Raw genomic sequence first — 19,910 nt, 5'->3', positions numbered from 1 at the left:
GCCGTGATCCAGCAAACGGCTGTCGTCGGCCAGATGCTCTCGCCAGAGACGCCCGCCTTTCACATCGGTGACCTGTCACGCCTGTGGTTGACGGTGCATGCGTTCGAGCGCGACGCGGTGCGCATCACGCCTGGCACTTCCGCCCGCATCGCACTGACCGCCCTGCCGGGTCAGGACGTCGCCGGAACCGTGAGCCTCGTCGGTCGCCACGTCGAGCCAGAGTCACGGACCGTCGACGTCCGGATCGACGTGCGCAATCCCCAAGGCGTGCTCCGTCCGGGCATGACTGCCACCGCCGCCGTACCCGTGGGTGATGCGACTGGCGAGGTGCTGGCGGTCCCGGTCACCGCCGTCCAGCGCGTGCGCGACGCCTGGTGTGTGTTCCTGCCGCAGAGTCCAGGTCATTTCACGATTCGCCGAATCGGGCGCGGCCGCGACCTCGGAGGCGAGATCGAGGTGCTCTCCGGGTTGTCCGCGGGTGACACCGTGGTGGTCGAGGGCGCGTTCCTCCTCAAGGCGCAGGCCGAGAAGGGCACTGCGGGTCATGACGACCACTGAGCCATGATCCGCAGACTCATCGACGGAAGTTTTCGTACGCCGCTGCTGGCGATCCTGCTCGTTGGGGCCAGTAGCGCCATCGGCGCGGTCTGGCTTCAGGATCTGAGACGGGACGTCTTCCCGGACCTGTCAGCGCCGATCTTCAACGTGATCACGCAGAACGCGTCCATGGGCGCCGAGGAACTCGAAACCGCGATCGCCATCCCGATGGAAGTGGCCCTGGCCGGGTTGCCCGACGTCCGGCGCGTGCGTTCCGTCTCGCAACTCGGCGTGGCGCAGGTCACGGTCGAGTTCGAGCCTGACGCGGACTACTACCGTTCGCGGCAATTCGTGGCCGAGCGCGTCGCGCAGGTGTCAGGACAGCTGCCACCGGGGACCGAGCCGCCGCTCATTTCCAGTCTCACCGGACGTCTGAACGAGATCTTCGAGTTCACGCTCGAAGCGTCGCCGGGCGCGGCAGACCTGATGACCCTCCGGGATCTCGCAGAGTTCGAGGTCAACAACCGCTTGGTCGCGGTGCCGGGGGTGGCCGCAGTGGAGCGGCTCGGCGGCTACCTCCGGCAGTACCAGGTGCTGCTCGACCCCGAGCGTTTGTCAGCGAGGCGCATCACCCTGGACGAGGTGCGCCACGCGGTCGAGGAAGCGAATCTGAACGCATCCGGTGGAGTCGTCGCGCAGGGGGCCATCGAGTGGACCGTACGTGCACTTGGTCGCGCGCAGAGCATCGACGACTTGCGCGGCACCGTCGTCGCCGTTCGAGGGGACGTGCCGGTGCTGCTGAACGACGTGGCCGACGTGCGAGAGGGTCCTGCCGTGCGCCGTGGTATCGCGCACAGGCTCAAAGGTGAAGTCGTCAGCGCACGTGTCATCAAGCAGTTCGGCGCCGACACGGTACAGGTCGCCGCCGGCATTCGGCAGGCGATCGAGGACATCCGTCGCGCGTTGCCCAAGGGCGTGCAGTTGCGTGTGGTCTACGACCAGTCGCAGCTGGTGGATGCCGCGCTCGGCGGAGTGGGGCGCGCCGTCGCGCTCGGTGGTGTGTTCGTGGTGATCGTCATTCTCGTGCTGCTCGGCAACTGGCGGGCCGCGCTGCTGGTCACGTGCACCATCCCCGTGTCGATTGCGCTCGCCGGCCTGCTGCTCAAGCCGCTCGGGGTCGGCCTCAACACGATGACCATGGGAGGACTCGCCATCGCCGTGGGCCTGCTGGTCGATGCGGCTATCATCATGGTCGAGAACATTCTGCACCGCGTACAGCACGGCGGCGACGCGCAGGATCGTCGCGACCGCGCCAGGGCCGCAGCGCTCGAAGTGGCCACGCCAATCGCCTTTGCCACGGCCATCGTGATCGTCGTGTTCCTGCCGCTGTTCGGGATGAGCGGTATCGAGGGTCGCATGTACCAGCCGCTGGCTGGGGCGGTGATGGCCGCGATGTTTGCCGCGTTGATCCTCGCCGTCACGGTCGTGCCTGTCGTCGCGAGCCGCGTGTTGAGGCCCACCCACCGCGAGCACGAGGACGTGCCAGTGCTCCGGGTCCTAAAGCGGTGGTATGCGCCGGCGCTGGACTGGACGCTGCGCCGGCCGCTGATCGTCGCGGCCGTGACGCTCGCGATCCTGCTGCCAACCGCGCTGCTCGGCCTCCGTCTCGGCAGCGACTTCATGCCTGAACTCGATGAGGGCGCCTTCCTGCTGCAGACCGTGCTTCCCGCCGAGGCCTCTCTGGAGGAGGTCGATCGATTGAACCATCAAGTAGAGGACCGACTGCGGCAGGTACCAGAAGTGGAAGACGTGGTCCGCCGCACCGGCCGGGCGGAGCGCACCGAGGATCCGATGCCGCACACGATCTCCGACGTGCTCGTCGTGTTGCGGTCCGCACGCGCGCGCCCGCTCGATGCCATCGAAGCGGACATGCGCGAGCGGTTGGAGCCGCTGCCCGGCGTCGCCGTCCTGTTCACGACTCCGCTGGGTATGCGCATCGACGAGGGCCTTGGAGGCACGCCAGCGGATGTGTCCGTGCGGATCTTCGGTCCGGATCTCGACCAACTCGCGCGGCTGGCAGAGCGGGCCGAACAGGCGATCGGCGATGTCCAAGGGCTGACCGACCTGCGGGCCGAACAGCTCACGGGCCTGCCCCAGTTGCAGATCGCCATCAAGAGAGACGCGGCTGCACGCGTGGGACTGGCGCCCGGTGACATCGTCCGTGCTGTCCGGACGGCGCTGGTTGGTGAGGAGGCCTCCGAGATCTGGATCGGACAGCGGCGGTTCGATCTGATTCTGAAGCTGCGCGACGATCGGCGCTCGCTCGATGCCATACGCACGCTCCTCATCGATGGCCACGACAACTCGCGCGTCCCCTTGGCCCAGGTGGCCGAGATCGCGCAGACGTTCGGTCCGGCCGCGATTCGCCGAGAGGCCGGCACGCGACGGATCGCCGTCGAGGGGTCGGTGTCGGGCCGCGATCTTGCCGGTGTCGCCACCGACGTACGTGCTCGGCTGGATTCGAGACTGCAGCTGCCGGCGGGTTACTTCTTCGATCTCGGCGGTCGCGTCGAAAGCCAGGACCGATCCGCGCGCGCATTGCGACTGGCGATTGCCACGGCACTGTTCGGCGTGTTCGTCCTTCTGCTGGTCGCCCTCGATTCAGCCGTCGAGGCCGGCCTCATTCTCGTGACCGTGCCCTGCGCCTTCGTCGGCGGCATCCTCGCGCTCGCCATCGCCGGTGAGACATGGAACGTCTCCTCACTGGTGGGCCTGATCGGCTTGTTTGGCATCGCCGTGCAGAACAGTCTGGTGCTCGTGACGCAGACGCGTGGGCTCATCGCTGATGGGCTGCCACTACATGACGCCGTTCGGGAAGCGAGCATCGGCCGGGTGCGGCCGAAGCTCATGACCGCCGGCACCGCGACCCTGGGGCTGTTGCCTCTCCTCGTGCTCTCGCTCCACGGCACCGAGATCGAGCGGCCCCTGGCCATCGTGATGATCGGCGGTCTTGTGACCTCGACGCTGTTCACGTTGCTCGTGCTGCCGACGTTCTACATGCACGTGCACGGCTGGCTCACACGTCAAGCTCCAGAGCCGCCCCTTGATGGAGGTCGCGTGTGAGACACGTGCGAATCGAACTGCCGCTTCTGCTGCCGGAGATTCCCGACGCGCGCGACGCGTGTGTGCGACGGCTGCAAGAGCTGCTGACTCTCCGACGCGGGATTACGAGAACGCACGTCGTTGACGACGGCGACACACCGTCGCTGTGCCTGCACTACGACCCTGACGTCGTCACGATTGACAGCGTCGAGCGCCTTGCCCGAGCGGCTGGGGCTGAAGTCCGGGAGCGATACGGGCATCGCGTCTGGCCAATTCGTGCCATCGAGGCCGAAGACGCCGGTCGGCGAGTCGAGAACACCGTGATGGCAGTTCACGGCGTGCTGGCAGCGTCTGCAAACCTTGCCGGGCAGATCGTCCGGGTCGAGTTCGAACGTGCGCGCTTTCGGCCCGACGACGTTGAGGATGCTCTCAGCGCAGCTGGACTGGCCACCCTCCCGGAGCCTCATGCGCCGCGCGGCTGGTATGCGAGCCATCGGGAACTCGCCTGGAGCCTCGCGGCTGGCGCGCTACTCGCGATCGGGTTCGCGCTGTCGCGGTCTGGCGTCGCTCCGTCAGCCGTCATCCCGATCTACCTGGGATCGTACGCGTTCGGCGCGTTTGATCTAATCCGACATGCGTTTGGCAGCGTCCGACAAGGTCGCTTCTCCTTTGACATCGACCTGCTCATGCTGCTTGCGGCACTCGGCGCCGCGATGCTCGGCGAATGGGCCGAGGGTGCATTTCTCTTGTTCCTGTTCTCGTTGGCGCATGCGCTCGAGCACTATGCGCTCGGTCGGGCACGCGCATCGATTCGGGCCTTGGCTGACCTCGCGCCACCTGTCGCTCATGTACAAAGAGGCGACCAGTTCGAAGAGGTGCCCGTTGCACGCGTGCAGAGAGGCGATCGTGTGCTTGTTCGCCCAGCGGAACGCGTGCCGGTGGACGGGCGGATTGTGGCCGGGCAGTCCGCGATCAACCAGGCACCGATCACTGGTGAGTCGGTGCCCGTGGACAAGGCCGAAGGCGACGACGTCTTCGCGGGTACGATCAATGGTGAAGGCGCGCTGACCGTCGAAACCACGAAGGCCGCTGGTGATCGCACATTAGACCGTGTCATCAAGCTCGTCGAGGAAGCGCAGACCCAGAAGGCGCCGACGCAAGTCTTCACCGAACGATTCGAGCGGGTATTCGTGCCGGCCGTTCTCATCGCCGCCGTGCTCGTCATCGTCGTGCCGCCGCTGCTCGGCATCTGGGAGTGGTCGACCGGCTTCTATCGCGGGCTCGCCCTCCTCGTGGCGTCATCGCCCTGTGCATTGGCGCTGGGGACGCCAGCCACTGTGCTGGCGGGGATTGCCCAGGCAGCCCGCCGCGGCGTGCTGATCAAGGGAGGCATGCACCTGGAGAATCTGGGCACGGTCAAGGCGATTGCGCTCGACAAGACCGGAACGCTGACGGTGGGTCAACCAGAGGTGACCGACGTGGTTCCTGCGCCGGGCGTGAGCCCCGACGATCTGTTGCGTCTTGCGGCCGCGGTGGAACAGCAATCGCAGCATCCACTGGCGGCCGCGGTCGTGCGCAAAGCGGAGGCCGTGGGGCTCAGGATCGATGTGGCGGACGCGGTCGAGAGTGTCACGGGGCGCGGCATCCGCGCGACTGTCGGCGGCCGTCGGATGGAGATTGGCAATGCGCGATTGTTCACCGACGCCAACGTCCCCATTCCCGAAACGATCCTCCAATCCGTTGCACGCCTCCAGGTTAGCGGCCGCAGCGTCATGCTCGTCCGCTCAGACGAGACCTGGCTGGGTGTGCTCGGACTTGCCGACCGGCCGCGGGAGGGTGTCCGCGCCGTGCTCGACCAGCTGCGGAAGGTTGGCCTCACACGTGTCGTGATGCTGACCGGGGATCATCGCGCCGTCGGCGAGTCCATCGGCAACGAAGTGGGCGTGGACGAAGTGCGTGGGGAGCTGCTGCCAGAAGACAAGGTGACGGCGATTCAAGCGTTGTTGAAGGAGCATGGCTCCGTCGCCATGGTCGGAGACGGGGTCAACGATGCGCCGGCCCTGGCGCAAGCGACCGTCGGGATTGCGATGGGGGCCGCCGGAACGGCAACCGCACTCGAAACGGCAGATGTCGCGCTGATGGCTGATGACCTCGGGCGCCTGCCGTTCGCGATCGGACTGTCGAGAAAGGCACGGGTGATCATTCGGCAGAACCTGTACCTCTCGCTGGCAGTCATCGCCGCCTTGATTTTGGCAACCACGACGGGCGTGTTCGGGATTGGGCCGGCCGTGTTCATCCATGAGGGCAGCACCCTTCTCGTCATCGGGAACGCGCTGCGGCTGCTCGTGCATGAGGGGTGATTACGGCAAGTGTCGTGTGGTCGATTGCTAGCGGATGACCGCACTGTGAGCGCACATCGAGCTCGTGGAAATCGCGCGCATCTGGATGTCTTCGAGGCCGCTCGCCAGATGCTGGCCTCCACATTGGCGTCCACACAGGACCATTCAGATCGACCGACCTGAAGAAGACGAGCTCCTACGACACCAGCCCGCCTGAGACCCCCATGCAGAAGAGCGTCATCTCCATCCCCAAAATGGACTGTGCGGCGGAAGAGCGCCTCGTTCGCCTTGCGCTGGAAGGACAACACGGCGTCGCAGGGTTGCGCGCCGACCTCTCGCGTCGTGAGGTCACCGTCCTGCACGACGCCGCCGTGGACGTGATGGAGCGGCTGCGCGCCCTCAACCTGGGCGCAGAACTGGTCAACAGTGGCGTGGCGCCCGAGAACGAACCCGCTCTGCCGGAAACCGGGGTCACAGAGAGGAAGGCGCTCGTCTGGGTGCTATTTATCAATGCCGGCATGTTCGTGGCCGAACTCGCTGGTGCGGTCATTGCCGACTCCTCTGCGCTGCTCGCGGACTCGCTGGACATGTTCGCGGACGCCGCCGTCTATGGCATCGCGCTGTTTGGCGCACACCGCGCGCGCGCGGCGCAACTGCGTGCGGCCCATGTGAGCGGCGTCCTTCAGATGCTCCTCGGCCTTGGCGCGTTGGTGGAGGTTGGTCGACGTGTTTTTCAAGGTAGTTCGCCAGAGTCACCGACCATGGTGGCGATCGCGACGGCCGCACTAGTGGCCAACGTGGCGAGCCTATGGCTCCTGTCGCACCATCGTGGCGGAGGCGCCCATATGCAGGCGAGCTGGATCTTCACCACGAACGACGTCCTTGCGAACATGGGTGTGATTGCGGCGGCGGGCGTGGTCGCGATCACCGGGTCATCCTGGCCCGACCTTGTCGTCGCGACAATGATCGCCTTCGTTGTGCTCAGCGGCGCTATTCGCATCCTGCGGCTCAAAGCTTGAACCCTCAGCGCTGAACAGCCACACCGCGCCACTCACAGGGTTCCGCGGTCGATCTGAACGTCGGGGTGGCTCGGTGACCCTGCGCTCCTTGACCGGTCGTGCCGGTGATCAGTCGGCAGAACCTGTATCTCTCACTTGCAGTCATCGGCGCCTTGATTTTGGTGACCACGACGGGCGTGTTCGGGATTGGGCCGGCCGTGTCCATCCATGAGGGCAGCACCCTGCTCGTCATCGGGAACGCGCTGCGGCTGCTCATGCATGAAGGGTGACCGCGGCCCTGGTGGCCGATGGAGCCTTCCGCGCAGCAGGTCGTGACCCGAACCGAGGGACCGCCGACCCGCCTATAGCGATATGCCCGCGTCGGCCAGATCCGATCTGCCCCGCCGTGGCCCGAGGCACTGCAGAGGTAGCGGTCCACTTCCTTGGGCTCGGTTGAATCCTTCGCACGGCCTGCGGGCAATTCCGCGTTCCTGCCCCTGCCCGTCTCGCGCCTTCGCCATAACCGCCGCTACGAGCCGTGGCGCGGGTCTTGCTCTTGGAGCCCGCCAGAGGTTTGCCATGCTCGCTCCGTTGAGTACTGTCATCAGGAAGGTTGCGAAGCACGCCATCCTGCTTTCACCCTTCCTTCTGGTAGCGTGCGGTTCCGACCAGCTTACGGGGCCCAGCTCTGTCAGTGTGTCGCCGGCGACCGGGGCCGTGTTCATGTCCGTGTCGCCGCAGGGAAGCACGTCGGGCGTGCCCGCGTCGACGCCGATCACTTTCCGCTTTGGCGGTCCGATGGCATCCGGCATGGAGCAGTACTTCGACATGCACCTGGGGGGACTCGACGGACCGGCGGTCCCCATGAACTGCGGCTGGACGGCCGACAGGGCGGTGCTCACCTGCAGTCCAACGGCGCCTCTGACGCCGCGCATGACCTACACCATCCACATGGGCGGGGGTCTCAGGGATGCTCAGGGCAATCCGGCCGGTTACGACACCCACGGCGCGATGATGGGAGGACAGTGGATTCAGGGCGGGATGATGTCCGGCCTCCACGGTGGCGGCATGGGCTGGGGAATGATGGGCGACGGCTGGCGCCACGCGAACGGCAGCTACGGCATGGCGTTCAGTTTCACGACCGCGTAGCCCCCACATGATGTCGCGCAGCAGGACGACGTCGTTGTTGATGAGGTGTGCAGGTTAGACATCGACCGCGCGCACATTCGGAATCGCCATGCGACCTCAGAGCAGTGACCCTGACTACGGCTATCCGGCGCACCTCCCCGGTACATCCTTCGAGGACGCGCGCGCACGTACCGTTGAGGCGCTGAAGTCGCAAGGCTTCGGCGTGCTCACGGAGATCGATGTCCAGGACACCTTCAAGAAGAAGCTCGACGCGGAGTTCCGGCCGTACGTGATTCTGGGCGCGTGCAATCCGCAGCTTGCGCATCGCGCGCTCCAGAATGAGCTGGGCATCGGTTTGCTGCTGCCCTGCAACGTGTGCGTGTGGGAAGAGGACGGCGGGAGCGTGGTGTCGATTGCGCAACCCACGACGATGTTCAAGTTCGTGAAGAGCGAGGCGCTGCGGCCGGTCGCCGATGAAGCTGATCGACGCCTGCAGGCGGCGCTCGCTCGGATTCGCGAGAACACCTGACCAGGCGCTGGATGCGAGTCGAGCTCGAGCCGACCCCCCCCGACTCCACCATTCGTCCAGAGTTGTCCGTAGGCGTCCACGGCAGTCCATGGACGTTTGGCTCTGCTCCACGAGATCCCCAAACAACTCACGACATGTGGTCGGTCGACGGCCTCGGTGGCTGCCGGCGTCCTCGTCGCACCCGTGCGCGACGAGGATGCTTTTGGGGGTACCCGACAACTGGGGGTACTGAAGCGCCCGAGGCCAATTCTCACAACGCGCGTCCACCCTGCGGCGCCCGGCGGTTGGTGGCGCGTTCTTTGAGCTCCACGGGTCCAGAACTCGCCAGGCAGGTAACCCCTGTAATGTGCCGCTCCCATCCGCGTCAACTCCAGCAACGGACTTCGATGTCCTAACGAGGAGGGTGGGTATGACGCTTGTCGAGGGTACGGTGCTGGCCGCCAGCGTGGTGGCGATCGGTTGGATCAACTGGTACTTCTTCGTCGCCGGCCGGCAGGTAACGGCCGCCGCCACGGAGGCCAGCGGGCTACAGGAGGTGCTCATCCGGGTAGACGGCGGCTACTCGCCCGCGGCAGTCCAGGTCGAGGCCGGACGTCCGGTCAGACTGAGCTTCGAGCGTGCCGACAGCTCCGGCTGCTCGGAGGAAGTGGTCCTGCCGCACTTCGGAATCCGCCGGTTCCTGCCGACGGGGGCGGTCACGTCTGTCCAGTTCACTCCTGACCAGACCGGCACCTATGAGTTCACCTGCGGTATGGGCATGCTGCGCGGCCGCATCGTCGTCGGGCGCGGATAGGCGAGGACGTCATGGACACATTGACTCTACCTGTCGCCGGTATGACCTGCGCCTCGTGCTCCGTCCGTGTGCAACGGGCGCTCGAGAAGACGCCCGGGGTGACCCGCGCGTCGGTGAACCTGATGCTCGAGAACGCGTCGGTGACCTTCGACCGCACGGCCGTGAGCCCGGCCTCCCTCGTGTCGGTCATCGAACAGACCGGCTACGGCTCGTCGCTGCCGGTCACGCAGCAGTCGGCGCTGGACGAGCAGGCCGCACAGGACCGCGCCCACGAGGAGGAGTACCGCCAGGTGCGCCGCAAGGCGATCGCCAGCCTTGCGGCTGCAAGCCTGGGCATGCTCATCTCGATGCCTCTGATGCGAGGGCCTGCCGCCAGTCCTGCTCACGGCCACGCCGCCGCGCCGACCGATCCCTTCCTGGCATGGTCACATCGCGTGATCGACCCCTGGCTGTCCAACGTGATGCCGTGGCTCTACGGCGTGGACCGCGATGTGCTGTCGTGGAGTCTCTTCACGATCACTGCGGCGGTCATGGCGTGGGCCGGCGGTCACTTCTACGTGCGCGCCTGGAAGGCCTTCCGGCACCACGCGGCCGACATGAACACGCTGGTCGCGGTCGGCACCGGAGCGGCCTTCGCCTACTCGGCCCTCGCCACCGTCGCCCCGACCCTCCTGTCCTCGCGCGGCGTCTCGCCCGACGTGTACTACGAGGCGGTGCTCTTCATCATCGCGCTCATTCTCATGGGGAACACCTTCGAAGCTCGCGCGAAGCGCCAGACCTCAGCGGCCTTGCGTGCCTTGGCCGACCTGCAGCCGAAGACGGCGCGCGTGCTCCGAAATGGCCAGGAGGTAGACGTGCCGGTGGACACCCTGGCGGCCGGCGACATCGTCCTGGTGCGGCCTGGGGAACGCGTGCCGGTGGATGGCGCGATCCTGGAGGGCGGCAGTGCCTTGGATGAATCGATGCTCACGGGCGAGAGCCTGCCCGTCGAAAAGGGGCCTGGTGACCCGGTGTTCGGTGGCACGGTCAATGGCACGGGCGCTTTCCGTCTGCGTGCGGAGCACGTCGGCACTGACAGTGCGCTGCAGCGCATCGCTAAGCTGATGCGCGACGCGCAGGGCTCGCGGGCGCCGATCCAGGCGTTGGCCGACACGGTGAGCGCGGTGTTCGTGCCGGTCGTCCTGTCCCTCGCGGTTGCCACGTTCGCCGCGTGGGTGGTGATCGCCGGCGAGGGCTCGATGCTGCAGGCGTTTGCGACGGCCGTCGCGGTCCTCATCATCGCGTGCCCGTGCGCGATGGGCCTGGCGGTGCCAACGGCGCTGATGGTCGCGACGGGGCGCGGCGCGGCACACGGCATCCTCATCAAGGGTGGCGAGGCGCTGCAGCGCGCAGGTGCGCTGACCACCGTCGTACTCGACAAGACCGGGACCGTGACCGATGGGCGCCCCTCGGTCACCGACGTGGCGGTGGCCAGCGACGCCGGGATCGACGCTGACACACTGCTGGCGCGGGCGGCCTCACTCGAGATCGCCTCGGAGCACCCATTGGCCAACGCCATCGTGCGAGCGGCGCGAGAGCGCAATCTTGTAGTGCCACCGGTTCGCGAGTTCAGGTCGTTGACCGGACGCGGGGCGGCGGGATTGGTCGACGGCGAGCGCCTCCTCATCGGAAACGCGGCACTGCTCGAGGAAGAGGGCCTGGATGCCGGCACACTCGCCCACGTTGCCGAGGGTCTCGCGGACCGTGGACGCACCCCGATGTTCGTCGCGAGCAGCGGCGCGCCCCCCCGCGTCCTCGGCCTCATCGCGGTGGCCGACCCGATCAAGGCGACGAGTCGGGACGCCATTGCTCGCCTCAAGGCGATGGGCCTGGACGTGGTCATGCTGACGGGCGACAACCGGCGCACGGCCGAGGTCATCGCTCGCGAGGCCGGCATCGACCGGGTCGTGGCTGGCGTCCTGCCTCAGGGCAAGGTCGCAGAGATCGCGCGGCTGCAGGCAGAGGGCCAGGTCGTGGCGATGGTCGGCGACGGCATCAACGACGCGCCGGCACTGGCGAAGGCGGATGTCGGACTCGCCGTCGGAAGCGGCACCGACATCGCCATCGAGGCCGCAGACATCACGCTGATGCGCGGTGACCTCGGCGGCGTCGCCACGGCGATCGCGCTTTCGCGAAGGACGATGGCGACGATGAGACAGAACCTGTTCTGGGCGTTCGTCTACAACGTCGTGGGCATTCCCATCGCCGCGGGGGTGCTGTACCCGGTGGTCGGACTCCTCTTGAGTCCGATTCTCGCCAGCGCCGCCATGGCATTCAGCTCGGTCAGCGTCGTCACCAACAGCTTGCGACTTCGTGCCGCTCGTCTAGGGGCATGAGCGCGTAATGCCGCTCGGCGCCGTGCGTCTGCACCTTCGAACAGGGTGCCGACGGTACGGACGGCGGCGCCACCACGGGAGAGGACACACAGTGACGAACTTCATCGATACCGAGACATCGACTGTCGAGCTGGCGGTCCAGGGAATGACGTGCGGGTCGTGCGAGCGACGCGTTCGCGACGCGCTGGCCGCGGTACCGGGCGCAACCGAGGTAACGATCAACCTCGAGCACAGGTCTGCCACGGTGCGCTGGGCCACCGTTGTCGCCGACGTCCAGGCCTTGATCGCCGCCGTCCGTAGCGCAGGCTACGATGCAGCAGTGAGCCAGGCGTCCGGTGCGGCGGCGCGCCCCGTCACCAGACGAGCTGAGCCTGGCTGCTGCTGCGGGGGACATCGATGACCGATCCGAAGAACCGTGGGGACAGCGGCGATGTTCTCGACGCCAGGGCCGTGCTGGACACGCTCGTCGAGAACCATCGCGACTTCCTCCACTTTCTCGAGCGCCGCGTCGGCTCGAGGGACACGGCCGAGGACCTCCTACAGGAGGCCTTCGGCCGCGCGGTCACGCACGTTCACACGCTGCGGGACGGCGAGTCGGCGGTCGCCTGGTTCTATCGGCTGCTACGCAATGCCGTGATCGACCACTATCGCCGCAACGCGGTGGCCGGCAGTGCCCTCGAGCGGTTCGCGTCCGAGTTACCCGAGTCGGTGCCGCCGCCCGAGGTCGCCGACCAAATCTGCGCGTGCGTATCGCGGCTGGCGGCCACGCTGAAGCCCGAGTATGCAGATGCGCTGCAGGAGATTGAGGTGAAGGGTGTCCCCGTGAAGGAGTACGCGGCCGCGAAGGGCCTCACGGCAAACAATGCCGGCGTCCGCGTTTTCCGTGCACGTCAGGCGCTACGGGCGCAGGTGGCCGCGTCCTGCGGCACCTGCGCGGACCACGGATGCTTGGATTGTTCGTGCGGGCGTCCTGCCAGTTGACCGCCGAAACAGACGGACGCGTTACGCGGCTGGTCGCCGCGCAGGCCGGCTCGAGGTGTGCGAATGGCGAATCTTCCAGCGGCCATCCGTACCCTTGAGCAGCAGGAGCGTCTCTAGCCCCCGAGCGTCGACATCGCGCGCCCCGATCTTCGCCTTGAGGAAGTACTCGGACGTCGCATACGCGGCCTGCCCGCCGGGGAGGATCGTCACCCTGGTGTTCGTGTGGCCGAACTCCAGGTTCTCGAACGCCTTTAATTCCGGCCCGAGATGGCGGTCGCGGTAGTTGGCCCACCCGTGGTTGATACCACCGCCCTCGTACATCGTCACGTCAGGATCGTAGAACGATGCCAGTTTCTCGAGGTCCTTCGCGTTGAAGGCCGCGTCGTACCCCTTCAACCACGCCGCCACCGTGGCGGCCTCACCGCTTCCCGGCTGCGCGCTGCCGGCGCTCGCCGACATCGACAGCTTCGTCACCGACGCCGGCCGCTTGTCGCCAGCCGGCCCGACCCAGTCGGCCGCCGTTCCATCGGCAAAGTGCTGATGGGCCTTCCACGCGATATCCCCGGCGGCGGGATTTCGGGCCCGAAACACGAATTCGGCCGATTGCTTCGGCGGGATCTCCTTCTTCCAGGTAATGGACGTGATCCGATCGCCTGCCTTGACGGTGTCGACCGTACCACCCTCGACAGGCAGCACCTCCAGCACCGTGACCCCAGCAGGGATCTCGAGTTGCACGTGTATGGTCCGCACCGCTCCTTCCGTGGGCACGCGGACGGTGTACCGCTCCTCGGCGGCGGCCGCCGATTCGCGCGGCCGGACGCTCACGTGCGCGAGGGCGACGGCGGGCAGCGAGAGCACGGCCGCCACCAGACACAGCAGGGTCTTCCTCATCGCTGTCCTCCGCCGACGCGCGGGCTACTTCGTCGAGGTCGGCGCCACGCCAACCTCGATCGCTTTCGCCGTCATGCTCTTGTCCTTCTCCTGCACGGCGGTCACGACCACACGGGTGCCCACCTTGATATCCTCCACCTTGATGGCCGGCTTGGCCTTGACCTTGGTGTCCTTGGTCACCTTAATCGTGACCTCTTTCCCTTCCTTGTCCTTGAGCGCGATGTGATCGGCCATGGCCATCGTGACCGTCCCCATCACCTTGTGCTCGTGCCCTTCGTGAGCCAGCACACCAACGCCTCCGCCAAGCGCAACCACCACGAACATCAGAACCATCACAACCAGACGTCGAGCCATGCTGTCCTCCCTGTGAATGAGTGTGTCCAACCCTGAGCCCACCGACGCGTCACGCGCCGGACTGAGGCCCCCCGCCCGTTCGTCTCCGACTTCGGTGACTCTCACCTCGAGCACTCGAGGCGGCTCGCACGTGGGTCACTTGCCGCGAGCGAGCAGTGCCTGCATCTTCGCGATCTCCTGCCTTTGAGACTCGACGATTTGCTTGCACAGGCCGATAATCTCGGGATCCGTCAGTGACGCCTCCTCACACATCAGGATGGCGCCGGAATGGTGCGGAATCATCGACCGCAAGAATTGCCGATCACCCACGGCGGTCTGCTGCCGCATCGCGATGTAGCTGAGGGCGAAGACCACCACGGCCGTGCCGATGATCACCCTGTTGCGGACCACCGACGGAAACATCGACCGCATCGACAGCAGCATGACCGCGCCCATGGGCGCGACCATCATGAGCGTCATGTAGACGTTGTTGACGTTCAGATAGAGATGGCCCGCTGTGGCGATCATCGTGTACATGACGAAGTACATGATCACGAAATCGATCGCCAGCTCGATGGCAAGGCGTCGGTACGCGCCTCCAGCGTGATGAGCGTCCTGAGGGTTCATGTCGATGTCCTTTCAATCATCGTGTTGACCGAGGTGAGCCTTGTCGTACGCGCACGTGTCAGCTGATCCGCCACGGCGCCTGACGCGACACCGGAGCCAACGGCCTCGGGTCGCTCGGCGGCATGACCACCAGCCTGTTCGCGCTCCTTGCGCCTAGAACCACAGCCGGACGCCCAGCGCCAGCCGTGTACTCCGGACACTGTCGCCATCCTCCCTGGCATAGTCGGCGGTGTCGAAGAACTTGTGGTTCCACGTGACACCGACATAGGGCGCGAACTCTCGTTTGAACTCGTAGCGCACGCGCAGACCGAAATCCGCGGAGGACAGGCCGGCGCCAATGCCGCGCTCCGGGTCGGATTTCCCGTAGATCTCGACTTCCGCTAACGGCTGCAGCACCAGCCTGTTGGTGATCAGCAGCTCGTACTCGGTCTCGAGGCGGACATGCGTGCGCCCCTCGGCGCCAAGATACGCAGTCGCCTCCACCTCGAACCAGTACGGCGCGAGCCCTTGCACGCCGACGGCCGCCCACGTGCGATTCGGCCCTGGGCCGACGTCCTGCCGGACGCCAGCGACCACGTCCCACCAGCGCGCCACGGCGCGACCGTAGAGGATGTGCGCTTCGGCGTGCTCGAGGTCGCCGCCCTCACCCTCGCCTTCGCCCCTGAACCACAGGCGATTGACGTCTTGACCGATCCACCCCTTGCTGTCCACGTTCAGGACGCCCTCACCGCCGCCCGTCTGCCACTCCAACTGGTCGAACAGCACGAACGTGTTGATCGATTGATCGTGGACCGCATGGCCGCCCAGTCGCGGGAACGCCGCCTCGCGATCGGCGTCGGTCAGCACCGGGATGAACGGAGGAAGCGGCGCGTCCTCCTGCTCGGGCCGCGCGCCCTGAGCATCACCGGACGGACGTGTTGGCACGACCGGGGCACTGTGCCCACCGTGCCCGTCGTGAGTCCCGGGCTGCGCCGGCGGGCTCGGTGCAGGCTGGGCATTGGACGCCGCTGGCAACAGCGCGAGCATGACGACGAGCAGCCATGTCCTCATGACTGGCGCTCCCGTTCCTCGACGCGCACCTCACGGAACATGCCGGCTTCCATGTGGAACAGCAGGTGGCAGTGATAGGCCCAGCGCCCGAGCGCATCGGCGGTGACGCGATAGCTCCGCCGGGTCCCCGGCGGCATGTCGATGGTGTGCTTGCGCACCTTGAACCTGCCCTGCTCGTCCTCCAGGTCGCTCCACATCCCATGGAGATGAATCGGGTGCGTCATCATCGTGTCGTTCACGAGGACGATCCGGACACGCTCGCCATAGGTGAGTTGCACCGGTTCCGCATTCGAGAACTTGATCCCGTCGAACGACCAGGCGAACCGTTCCATGTGCCCAGTGAGGTGCAACTCGATGGTGCGAGTGGGCTCGCGCCCGTCCGGGTCCGCGAAGACACTCTCGAGATCGGCGTAGGTCAGCACTCGACGGCCGTTCTCACGCAGTCCGATGCCCGGATCGTCGAGCTTCGGCGCGGGCGACATGGTCTGCATGTCCACGAGCGGGTTGCCGTCCTCCGATCGTGGATGTGCCTGCATGCTCCCGGACATGTCGTGCCCATCGTGGCCGCCAGCCGGGGTCGACGCCGGTGCCATCTGATGCCCCGCATGAGGATCCGAGGTCGCGGGCGGCACGGTCGGCGCGGCGTGTCCCGCATGGGGGTCCGGCGGCGCCGGTACCGCGGGCATCTGGTGCCCGGCATGCGGGTCGCTGGCGGCGGGTGCGGCGGGCATCGCGTGCCCAGCGTGGGGGTCGCTCGCCGACGGCGCTGCGGGCATCACGTGTCCAGCATGGGGATCTGCGGCGGCGGCGGCCGGCGGGGCGGCCATCTGGTGACCCGCGTGTGGGTCGGCCGTGCCACCCCCGCTCCCATGTGCGTCGTGGCCCATGCCTCCATGGCCCATGTCACTCATCGTGAGGATCGGACGCGGGTCCAGTTCGGGTACCGGAGCGCGAAGCCCGGGCCGCACCGCGAGGGTGCCCGCTGCGTAGCCCGTGCGGTCCATGGCCTGCGCGAAGATCGTGAATGCCTCCTGGCCTGATGGTTCGACAAGCACGTCGAACGTCTCGGCGACGGCAATCCGAAACTCGTCTACTGGCACCGGACGTACGGGCAGGCCGTCGGCCGCCACGACCGTCATCTTCAGCCCGGGAATCCGCACATCGAAGTAGGACATCGCGGACCCGTTGATGAACCGGAGGCGTACACGTTCGCCCGGTGTGAAGAGTCCGGTCCAGTTGGCAGCGGGCGGCTGGCCGTTGACCAGGTAGGTGTAGGTGTACCCGGTGACATCGGCGAGATCGGCGGCGCTCATGCGCATCTGCCCCCACATCTGCCGTTCGTCAATCGTGGCCTTGGCGCCGCGAGTCCTGATGTCGCGGAAGAAGTCGAGCAGCGTGCGCTGCCGGAAGTTGTAGTAGTCCGACTGCTTCTTCAACTTCGCGAAGATCCGTTCGGGCGCCTCGTCGCTCCAGTCGGTCAGCATGACCACGTGCTCGCGGTCGTACGTGAACGACTCCGGTTCGCGAGGCTCGATGACGAGCGGCCCATACACGCCGACCTGCTCCTGGAACGCCGAGTGGCTGTGATACCAGTACGTGCCGCTCTGCTTGACGCGGAAGTGATAGCGGTACTCACCCCCTGGCGGGATGCCGGCAAAGCTGAGGCCGGGCACACCGTCCATGTTTGCGGGCAGGATGATCCCGTGCCAGTGGATCGACGTGTCGCCGTCCCTGGTCTCGTTGCGGACGCGCAAGGTGACCGTGTCGCCTTCACGCCAACGGAGGAGCGGGCCAGGCAACGAGTTGTTGATGGTGAGAGCGGTCCGCTCTCGCCCCGTGATGTTGACGCGGGTCTCTCCGATGGCGAGCGCGAAGTCGGTACCGGTGAGCACGCCGTGTGGCAGGCGTTCGGCCGCGGCCGCGGCCAGCGCACGAGTCGAGATTCCGGCCGAGGCGACCACACCCGCGGCGGCCAGGCCCTTCACGAAAGCGCGTCGACCGGAATGGGGTGCGCTCACGAGGCGCTGGGACGGTTCGGATCGGTTTGGCATTGCTGTGGTCCTCGTGCGGCGGCGTTCGCGGCTCGCGGTGTCAACGGTGGACGCCATGGCTGCTGTGCGGAGACGGCTGGTTCCCGGTTGAGGTCGGCTCATCGCCGGCGAGGAAGCGACGCGCCTCTTCTTCTTCGCGGAATTGTTGCGGGCTGCGCGGGTTGAGCCCCTCCATCTCCGCGAGTTCCTCCGCCGTGATGGTGGGGAGGCGCCTGATGAAGTGCACGAGTCCCCAGCTGGCGGCTTCTCCCTCGGCGGTACCGGTGCTCCAACCCGGCATCCCGGTCAGGCGAATGCCGTGCTCGATGATCGAGAACAACTCTCCGTCGGAGAGCGCCTGAGTCGGCCGTGCCCGCATGTCCGGTGCACGGGGATACAAGCGCCGGCCCATGGGCGTGTCGCCGCTGCCGTCATTGGCGTGACAGGACGCGCAGTGGTCCGCGAAGTGCGCGCGCGCGCCACGCAGCACCTCTTCGCTGGCGGCGACGGGGTTGAGGCGATCGCGGACGGCGCGTGGGGTAGCCAGCGAGCGCATCGATCGCGCGAGCCACGCCTCGGCCGACGTCGGTGGCACGCTCGTGCTCAGACCACGGGTGGCGATGGCAAATGCAGCCGCTCCCGCCACGGCCGCCATCACGACGACCAACAGCAGGAAGGCCCGGAGAACGGCCTTCATGAGAATGCTCCAGGGCGGTGAGCCCTCGGCTCACTGCCAATTGAGTGGGGTCTTCGGGATCGCGTGCGCATCCACGCACGCACCGAAGAGGATCAGATACGCAGGACGAGGGGCGGGGGCGGCCCGCTGTTCAGGTCTGCACCCGGAGAACCATGTCCCCGGTACTGGAGAGGCGAGGAGTTGCTGGCAAAGAGGACTGCGGACGGGAGCACGGCGACGACGGGTGGGGCCGCTTCCGCACGAGCCGAGGTGAGGGCCACGTCCATCGGGCGGACGACACAGGCCTCGCGCGCGCCATTCGCGACGGGAGTCACACCAGTGGCCAGGTCACTAGCCACTGAGGCTGCGGCTGCAGGCGCCGGCTGGCCCTGATGAGCATGCGCCTCGCCGTGGGCGGCGTGAGCGGTCGCAGGAGTGCTGGCGCTCGGCGACGCATGATGCTGACGATGCTGACGGGAGCCACCGTCGGCCGTCAGTCCGCTCGCACAGAGCACGGAGCACGTCGCGACGGCGGCCGGTCCCCCTCCGAGGAGACCCAGCAGCAACACGCCGACGACCCGCACCATGAGCAGCGACACCTTTGGAGGATAGCATTGTGATCGACGAGGCGCGAACTATTCGGCCCGCGATCGGAAGGATTCCCCGGGCGGCCGGGCACGAGGAGGCGGCGCGGATGGTATGCAGCCGCGCTGCCATTACTCTGCCGCGGCATCGCACTTGCTCATCGATCTGTCATGGCCTCTCCATCGCTCGCGGCGCAGTACGTTGGCACTGGCAGACAGGATTTGTATGGCGGCTGGCGAGACATCGCCGGAGACGTGCGCCGGCTCACGCATGACCTGCGGGCAGCGTCCGGCGTCTGCGCATGCGGTCATCTCGCGCTCGACGGGCAGACGTGTCGCTGCTGCGCGTCCGGGCGTCCCCAAACTGATTGTCACGGCTGCACCGAGCAGGTCGTCGCACTCGGCCGAGCCGTCGAGGCCCTCGTGGAATCCACCCTGCGCTTCTTGCCGACCGCCGAGATGCTCCTCGCACGGAGAAGCGGGCCCGCGCTCCTCCAGGCAGTCGCAGACGTCCGTCAACACATCCTCACGGTGACCCAGTCCTATCGGCGGTTGGCATCAGCCGGCGAGGCCTTCTCCCGTGACTGCCAGTCGACGCACGTGCCGGAACTGGCGCGCACCGCAGAGGCACTCCTCGACGCTACCTGGGCCGTGGCCCAAACGCTGGAGCCGCACCAGGCTGCCTGGCGCGAACTGCAGGCACCCCACGCCTAGTCGCAGTCTGCGCACGTCGGCGACGCGGGGAGTCGGGTCTCCTCACCCGGGACCGAAGGCACGTGGTGCCCGGCGCAACACGCCGGCAGTTCGGCCCGAAGCAGCGTCAGCGCACGAGCCACCTTGTCGAGGAACTCGACGCTCGACTCGACGACATGGCGCTTGGGGTGGTGCCTCCACGCGTGCCGGATGCGTGCATCGATCTCCGCCGCGGTGGTTGGGC

18 protein-coding genes and 1 pseudogene are annotated in these 19,910 nt (G+C 66.9%); 12 read left to right on the top strand and 7 right to left on the bottom strand.

The annotated features are described in order from the left end of the window. From Q0C41_RS16300 to Q0C41_RS16250, 11 genes are all read left to right on the top strand, one after another. Positions 1–558: efflux RND transporter periplasmic adaptor subunit (locus Q0C41_RS16300; RefSeq protein ID WP_291985287.1), on the top strand; the 558-nt coding region annotated here is incomplete at its 5' end. Between the two features lie 3 nt (positions 559–561). Continuing rightward, the gene (locus tag Q0C41_RS16295; RefSeq protein ID WP_291985285.1) at positions 562–3,660 is read left to right on the top strand and encodes an efflux RND transporter permease subunit; all 3,099 of its coding nucleotides are present in this window, start codon (positions 562–564) and stop codon (positions 3,658–3,660) included. A 5-nt stretch (positions 3,661–3,665) separates the two neighbouring features. After that, a complete protein-coding gene (locus Q0C41_RS16290; protein ID WP_291985283.1) occupies positions 3,666–5,999 on the top strand; it encodes a heavy metal translocating P-type ATPase in 2,334 nt (777 codons plus the stop codon). A 203-nt stretch (positions 6,000–6,202) separates the two neighbouring features. Beyond that, positions 6,203–6,997 (top strand): cation transporter, encoded by a 795-nt coding sequence (locus tag Q0C41_RS16285; RefSeq protein WP_291985281.1) that lies wholly within the window; start codon positions 6,203–6,205, stop codon positions 6,995–6,997. A gap of 98 nt (positions 6,998–7,095) precedes the next feature. Beyond that, positions 7,096–7,266: a hypothetical protein gene (locus Q0C41_RS16280; protein WP_291985279.1), complete on the top strand. Its 171-nt coding sequence runs from the start codon at positions 7,096–7,098 to the stop codon at positions 7,264–7,266. Positions 7,267–7,555: 289 nt separating this feature from the next. After that, positions 7,556–8,125 (top strand): Ig-like domain-containing protein, encoded by a 570-nt coding sequence (locus tag Q0C41_RS16275; RefSeq protein ID WP_291985277.1) that lies wholly within the window; start codon positions 7,556–7,558, stop codon positions 8,123–8,125. Positions 8,126–8,213: 88 nt separating this feature from the next. Continuing rightward, positions 8,214–8,633 (top strand): DUF302 domain-containing protein, encoded by a 420-nt coding sequence (locus Q0C41_RS16270; protein WP_291985275.1) that lies wholly within the window; start codon positions 8,214–8,216, stop codon positions 8,631–8,633. A 409-nt stretch (positions 8,634–9,042) separates the two neighbouring features. Beyond that, complete coding sequence (locus Q0C41_RS16265; RefSeq protein ID WP_291985273.1) at positions 9,043–9,426, top strand: cupredoxin domain-containing protein; 384 nt, start codon at positions 9,043–9,045, stop codon at positions 9,424–9,426. An 11-nt stretch (positions 9,427–9,437) separates the two neighbouring features. Further along, on the top strand, positions 9,438–11,801 hold the full coding sequence (locus Q0C41_RS16260) for a heavy metal translocating P-type ATPase (RefSeq protein ID WP_291985270.1): 2,364 nt from the start codon (positions 9,438–9,440) through the stop codon (positions 11,799–11,801). Positions 11,802–11,892: 91 nt separating this feature from the next. Then, positions 11,893–12,201: a heavy metal-associated domain-containing protein gene (locus Q0C41_RS16255; protein ID WP_291985268.1), complete on the top strand. Its 309-nt coding sequence runs from the start codon at positions 11,893–11,895 to the stop codon at positions 12,199–12,201. Next, positions 12,198–12,782, top strand: a complete 585-nt coding sequence (locus Q0C41_RS16250; RefSeq protein WP_291985266.1) for a sigma-70 family RNA polymerase sigma factor — start codon at positions 12,198–12,200, stop codon at positions 12,780–12,782. Before Q0C41_RS16255 ends, Q0C41_RS16250 begins: the two co-directional genes overlap by 4 nt. 21 nt (positions 12,783–12,803) lie before the next feature. Here the strand turns inward: Q0C41_RS16250 and Q0C41_RS16245 are convergent, their stop codons facing one another. From Q0C41_RS16245 to Q0C41_RS16220, 6 genes are all read right to left on the bottom strand, one after another. Continuing rightward, the gene (locus tag Q0C41_RS16245; protein WP_291985264.1) at positions 12,804–13,673 is read right to left on the bottom strand and encodes a DUF1775 domain-containing protein; all 870 of its coding nucleotides are present in this window, start codon (positions 13,671–13,673) and stop codon (positions 12,804–12,806) included. A gap of 24 nt (positions 13,674–13,697) precedes the next feature. Continuing rightward, positions 13,698–14,027 carry a hypothetical protein gene (locus tag Q0C41_RS16240; RefSeq protein ID WP_291985262.1) on the bottom strand — a complete coding sequence of 110 codons (330 nt, stop codon included), beginning with the start codon at positions 14,025–14,027 and terminating at the stop codon, positions 13,698–13,700. Between the two features lie 135 nt (positions 14,028–14,162). Continuing rightward, on the bottom strand, positions 14,163–14,633 hold the full coding sequence (locus tag Q0C41_RS16235) for a DUF305 domain-containing protein (protein WP_291985260.1): 471 nt from the start codon (positions 14,631–14,633) through the stop codon (positions 14,163–14,165). Between the two features lie 153 nt (positions 14,634–14,786). Next, complete coding sequence (locus Q0C41_RS16230) at positions 14,787–15,683, bottom strand: copper resistance protein B (RefSeq protein ID WP_291985258.1); 897 nt, start codon at positions 15,681–15,683, stop codon at positions 14,787–14,789. Beyond that, positions 15,680–17,734 (bottom strand): copper resistance system multicopper oxidase, encoded by a 2,055-nt coding sequence (locus Q0C41_RS16225; RefSeq protein WP_291985256.1) that lies wholly within the window; start codon positions 17,732–17,734, stop codon positions 15,680–15,682. The genes Q0C41_RS16230 and Q0C41_RS16225 overlap by 4 nt, the downstream gene beginning before the upstream one ends. Before the next feature lie 40 nt (positions 17,735–17,774). Further along, a complete protein-coding gene (locus Q0C41_RS16220) occupies positions 17,775–18,410 on the bottom strand; it encodes a c-type cytochrome (protein WP_291985254.1) in 636 nt (211 codons plus the stop codon). Between the two features lie 734 nt (positions 18,411–19,144). Between Q0C41_RS16220 and Q0C41_RS16215 the strand changes: the two genes are divergently transcribed. Further along, on the top strand, positions 19,145–19,687 hold the full coding sequence (locus Q0C41_RS16215; protein WP_291985252.1) for a hypothetical protein: 543 nt from the start codon (positions 19,145–19,147) through the stop codon (positions 19,685–19,687). Here the strand turns inward: Q0C41_RS16215 and Q0C41_RS16210 are convergent. Further along, a pseudogene (locus Q0C41_RS16210) lies at positions 19,684–19,910 on the bottom strand (hypothetical protein); the annotation flags it as partial. The gene Q0C41_RS16215 and the pseudogene Q0C41_RS16210 sit on opposite strands and share 4 nt — an antisense overlap.

The sequence above is a fragment of the Luteitalea sp. genome (assembly GCF_022842525.1).
GTDB lineage: Bacteria > Acidobacteriota > Vicinamibacteria > Vicinamibacterales > Vicinamibacteraceae > Luteitalea.
The sequence above is the reverse complement of the archived record's forward strand: the minus strand, read 5'-3'. Positions and strand labels throughout refer to the sequence as shown.

What these genes read in the sequence shown, in the direction of transcription:
- Q0C41_RS16295 (WP_291985285.1), top strand. Translation starts at nt 562, where the DNA reads ATGATCCGCAGACTCATCGACGGAAGTTTTCGTACGCCGCTGCTGGCG.
- Q0C41_RS16285 (WP_291985281.1), top strand. Translation starts at nt 6,203, where the DNA reads ATGCAGAAGAGCGTCATCTCCATCCCCAAAATGGACTGTGCGGCGGAA.
- Q0C41_RS16275 (WP_291985277.1), top strand. Translation starts at nt 7,556, where the DNA reads ATGCTCGCTCCGTTGAGTACTGTCATCAGGAAGGTTGCGAAGCACGCC.
- Q0C41_RS16270 (WP_291985275.1), top strand. Translation starts at nt 8,214, where the DNA reads ATGCGACCTCAGAGCAGTGACCCTGACTACGGCTATCCGGCGCACCTC.
- Q0C41_RS16265 (WP_291985273.1), top strand. Translation starts at nt 9,043, where the DNA reads ATGACGCTTGTCGAGGGTACGGTGCTGGCCGCCAGCGTGGTGGCGATC.
- Q0C41_RS16260 (WP_291985270.1), top strand. Translation starts at nt 9,438, where the DNA reads ATGGACACATTGACTCTACCTGTCGCCGGTATGACCTGCGCCTCGTGC.
- Q0C41_RS16250 (WP_291985266.1), top strand. Translation starts at nt 12,198, where the DNA reads ATGACCGATCCGAAGAACCGTGGGGACAGCGGCGATGTTCTCGACGCC.
- Q0C41_RS16245 (WP_291985264.1), bottom strand. Translation starts at nt 13,673, where the DNA reads ATGAGGAAGACCCTGCTGTGTCTGGTGGCGGCCGTGCTCTCGCTGCCC.
- Q0C41_RS16240 (WP_291985262.1), bottom strand. Translation starts at nt 14,027, where the DNA reads ATGGCTCGACGTCTGGTTGTGATGGTTCTGATGTTCGTGGTGGTTGCG.
- Q0C41_RS16235 (WP_291985260.1), bottom strand. Translation starts at nt 14,633, where the DNA reads ATGAACCCTCAGGACGCTCATCACGCTGGAGGCGCGTACCGACGCCTT.
- Q0C41_RS16230 (WP_291985258.1), bottom strand. Translation starts at nt 15,683, where the DNA reads ATGAGGACATGGCTGCTCGTCGTCATGCTCGCGCTGTTGCCAGCGGCG.
- Q0C41_RS16225 (WP_291985256.1), bottom strand. Translation starts at nt 17,734, where the DNA reads ATGCCAAACCGATCCGAACCGTCCCAGCGCCTCGTGAGCGCACCCCAT.
- Q0C41_RS16220 (WP_291985254.1), bottom strand. Translation starts at nt 18,410, where the DNA reads ATGAAGGCCGTTCTCCGGGCCTTCCTGCTGTTGGTCGTCGTGATGGCG.
- Q0C41_RS16215 (WP_291985252.1), top strand. Translation starts at nt 19,145, where the DNA reads ATGGCCTCTCCATCGCTCGCGGCGCAGTACGTTGGCACTGGCAGACAG.